Genomic DNA, 1,141 nt, shown 5'->3' on the forward strand with positions numbered 1-1,141 from the left:
CTCGTCGCGATCCACCACACCGCCTACCAAGGCGGCTGCCTCGGAGCCACCACGACCCTCCAGGGCGCCACCGAGACCCGCCTCGACAACCTGCGCGACTGGTTCGCCCGGAGCACGGTGAACTGCGCGCCGACGCCCGTGCAGGCGCCGGCGAGCTCGCCGGTCGGCGACGGCCAGCTCATACGCACACCGGACGGCGTCATCTCGACCGTGGCGGGTGGCGCAAAGTACGCGCTCTCGTACGCGCAGTGGTCAGCGATGGGCCTCCCGGGATACATCAACGTGTCCGCCGAGACCGCGGCTGCACTGGTCGACGTCCCGCGCAGCGGCACCTTGCTGAGGAATCCCGCGAACGGCGTCATCTTCCAGATCGTGAGCGGCGCCCGTTACCAGCTGTCGCAGTCCGAGTGGCAGGCGCTCGGCATGCCCGGGTACGTCAACGTTCCGGTGGAGTTCATCGAGCGCGCGGCCGCCGCCGTACCGGGCGGACCGATCCTGCTGCGTGAGCCGAACGGGACCATCCACCAGGTGGTGGGCTGCGCCCGCTACCCGTTGTCGTTGCCGGAGTGGCAGGCGCTCGGCTCTCCGGCATACCTGCCGGCGCCGACCGGACTGATCACTCGCATCCCGACCGGTGTCCCGACCCGACCTGCGGTGCTGCGCACCCGCACCGACGGAGCGATCTACCAGTTCGTCGGCGGTGCGAAGTACCTGCTCTCGGCGGCGGAGTGGCATGCGCTCGGCTCACCCGCGTACACAGAGGTCCCCCCGGGTCTGCTCGCCCAGATCACGAAGACGATCCCGGACGAGCCGGTCCTCATGCGCAACCCCGGGACGTCCGCGATCTACCAGGTGAAAGGTGGCGCCAAGCTGCTGCTCACGCAGGAGCAATGGCTGGCACTCGCGGACCGTACCTACGTCGACGTCCCCGCTGCCTGGCTCGCACTCGTCCCGAACCGATGACCGCCAGAGCCGAGCAGCACCCTGAGAAGCGCGTGACACATGGAGGTAGTGGTGTGAAGAGAGTCCTGGGTTGGCTCGGTGCATCGGCCGCGGTGGTCGGTGTGGTGGCTGTGGCGTTGGCCGGTGGTGGGGCGGCGGTCGCCGCTGACGGGGTCGGGTCTGAGGTGCAGTCGTCGTT

Annotated in this window: 1 protein-coding gene; it reads left to right on the forward strand. The window is 69.5% G+C overall.

Features of this window, described 5'->3' with window-relative positions:
* A partial coding sequence (locus tag J2X26_RS21670) for a hypothetical protein (RefSeq protein ID WP_307494791.1) occupies positions 1–963 on the forward strand: 963 nt, incomplete at its 5' end.
* Positions 964–1,141 lie beyond the last annotated feature (178 nt).

It is taken from the genome of Cellulomonas humilata (genome assembly GCF_030814415.1).
GTDB lineage: Bacteria > Actinomycetota > Actinomycetes > Actinomycetales > Cellulomonadaceae > Cellulomonas > Cellulomonas humilata_A.